This window comes from Kitasatospora sp. NPDC093558 (assembly GCF_040683475.1).
Taxonomy (GTDB): domain Bacteria; phylum Actinomycetota; class Actinomycetes; order Streptomycetales; family Streptomycetaceae; genus Kitasatospora.
In genome coordinates this window covers 1-2,202 of record NZ_JBFBDY010000889.1, presented here as the reverse complement: position 1 = coordinate 2,202, position 2,202 = coordinate 1, and the positions used below count along the sequence as shown (strand labels likewise).

Below are 2,202 nucleotides of genomic sequence, written 5' to 3'. Positions count from 1 at the left end.
CAGTAGGCGACGCGGTCCTGCGGCGGGGTGCCCTGGCGGGCGGTCAGGACGAGGGTGCCGCAGCGCGGGCAGGGGCGGCCGGCCCGGCCGTAGACCCAGTGCTGGTGGCCGCGACGGGTGTCGCCGGTGGTGATGTGGCCGGGGCGCAGCTTGTTGGCGTCGAGGAGTTCGCGGGCGCGCCCGACGAGCCGGTCGGGGCTGCGGAGCTCGCCGACCGGGGTCCACGGGGTGACACCGGCGAGGAAGCTGAGCTCGTTGGCGTAGACGTTGCCGATGCCGGCGAGGTTGCGCTGGTCGAGGAGGGCCTCGGCGAGGGGGCGCCCGGGGTGGGCGAGCAGGCGGTGGACGGCTTCGACCGGGTCCCAGTCGGCGCCGAGGAGGTCGGGGCCGAGGTGGCCGACGGCGCGTTCCTCGTCGGCGGTGCGCAGCAGTTCGACGACGGGCAGCCGGTAGCCGACGGCGGTGCCGCGTTCGGTGGCGAGGACGGCGCGGATCTGCCAGGCGGGGCCGCCGGCCCAGCGTTCGCCGGGGCGGTAGGTCTCCCAGCGGCCGTCCATGCGCAGGTGGGTGTGGAGGGTGAGGCCGCCTTCGAGGCGGGTGAGGAGGTGCTTGCCGCGCGGGGCGACCTCCAGGACCCAGCGGCCGGCGAGCGCGGCGGTGGCGTGGGCGGGGACGCGCAGGTCGGCGGCGGTGAGGTGGACACCGGCGAGGGTGTCGCGCAACCGGGCCGCCGCGCGGTAGACGGAGTCACCTTCTGGCATGTCTCCATCCTGCCCCGCGCGGCGGCCCGGTGCGGCTCCTGCTACTGCTCCTGCCACTGCTCCTCGCCGGGGAAGGCCACCTGCCCCTCCCGGACGACGACGATCGGGCAGGGCGCGTGTTCGGTGAGGTGGCGGCTGACGGAGCCGAGCAGCACCCCGGAGAAGCCGCCGAGGCCGCGGCTGCCGACGACGAGGAGCGCGGCGCCGTGGGCCGCCTGCAGCAGCGCGCCGGCGGCGTTGCCCGGCATCACGCTCTGGTTGACGGGGACGCCGGGGGCGTCGCCGGCCACCTTGGCGACGGACTCGGCGAGGGTCTGCCCGGCGAGGTCCTCGGGGTTGAAGCCCTCGGGCGCGCCGGCCCCGCCCCAGCCGTAGAACGCGGGGTACTCCCAGGCGGTGATCGCGTGGACGCTGCCGCCGATGGCGCGCGCGTAGTCGAGCGCCCACTGCAGGGCCTGCTCGGAGGCGGGCGAGCCGTCCACGCCGACGACGATCCGGGGGATGGCGCTCATGGCTTTGCTCCTTTCGAGTGCGTCAGGGCTGTCGGGCGGGGGTTCATCTCCGGTACGCCGCCCAGGACTTGGCCATCCGATCGACCTGTCCTGGGGTGAACTGGGTCATGCAGCTGTCGTAGCTGTAGTCCATGAAGTTGTGGATCGGGTCGAGGCCGGGCCCGGTGCAGGTGTGCCGGCCCTCGGGGCAGCCGTAGGCGGGGCTGCGCTCGGGCGGGGTGTCGTCGACGTAGTCGCCGGGGGGCAGGCAGCCGCCCTGGAAGGTGTGGAAGAGGCCGAGCCAGTGGCCGGTCTCGTGGGTGCCGGTGGAGCCCTCGTTGTAGTTGGTGGCCGAGCCGCCGGGCAGGGAGGCGTCGAGGACGACGACGCCGTCGCCGACCGGGTCGGACTGGTAGGCGTCGGGGAAGGTCGCCCAGCCGAGCAGGGACTGGCCGAGCTTGGCGGTGTAGAGGTTGAGGGTGCCGGCGTCGCCCTTGCGCAGCTGCTTCTTCATGTCGCGTTCGGCGCGGGAGCCGGGCGTCATGCCCAGGTACCAGCCGGCGTTGTCGGTGTAGTCGGTGCCGGCGAGCGCGAACCGGAAGCCGGTCGGGGTGTTGCCGTCGCCCTGGCCGCCGTAGGTGGCGTTGAGGTGGTCGATCTGGGCGGCGACGGCGGTGTCGGCGAGGCGGCCGGTGGCGCCGGAGTGGATCACGTGCAGGTAGACCGGGATCGTCGTCACGGTGTCGCCGAAGGCGTGCGTGTTGACGTGCCCGGCGAGGCGCGAGCGGAGGTCCTCGTCCATGGCCCGGGCCCGGGCGGGGGTGACGGAGTTCGGGTCCTGGCCGCTTTCGCCCCCGGAGGGACGGCGGGCGGCGGCGTCGGTACCGTCGCAAACAGCCACGAGGGCCGTCATCACCGCGGCGTGCGGGGCCGGGGCCCCGAGCTGGCCG

3 protein-coding genes are annotated in these 2,202 nt (G+C 74.8%); all 3 read right to left on the bottom strand.

Annotation, left to right across the window (positions count from 1 at the left end):
* Window positions 1-761, bottom strand: a 761-nt coding sequence (locus AB0O00_RS36580; RefSeq protein WP_363659018.1) for a DNA-formamidopyrimidine glycosylase family protein, incomplete at its 3' end; no start/stop codon positions are given.
* A gap of 41 nt (window positions 762-802) precedes the next feature.
* A complete protein-coding gene (locus AB0O00_RS36575; protein WP_363659017.1) occupies window positions 803-1,273 on the bottom strand; it encodes a universal stress protein in 471 nt (156 codons plus the stop codon).
* A gap of 43 nt (window positions 1,274-1,316) precedes the next feature.
* Window positions 1,317-2,202 (bottom strand): zinc metalloprotease (locus tag AB0O00_RS36570; RefSeq protein WP_363659016.1); only part of this gene is annotated, 886 nt, incomplete at its 5' end.

Coding starts and splice junctions, on each gene's coding strand:
- AB0O00_RS36575 (WP_363659017.1), bottom strand. CDS start 1,273: ATGAGCGCCATCCCCCGGATCGTCGTCGGCGTGGACGGCTCGCCCGCC.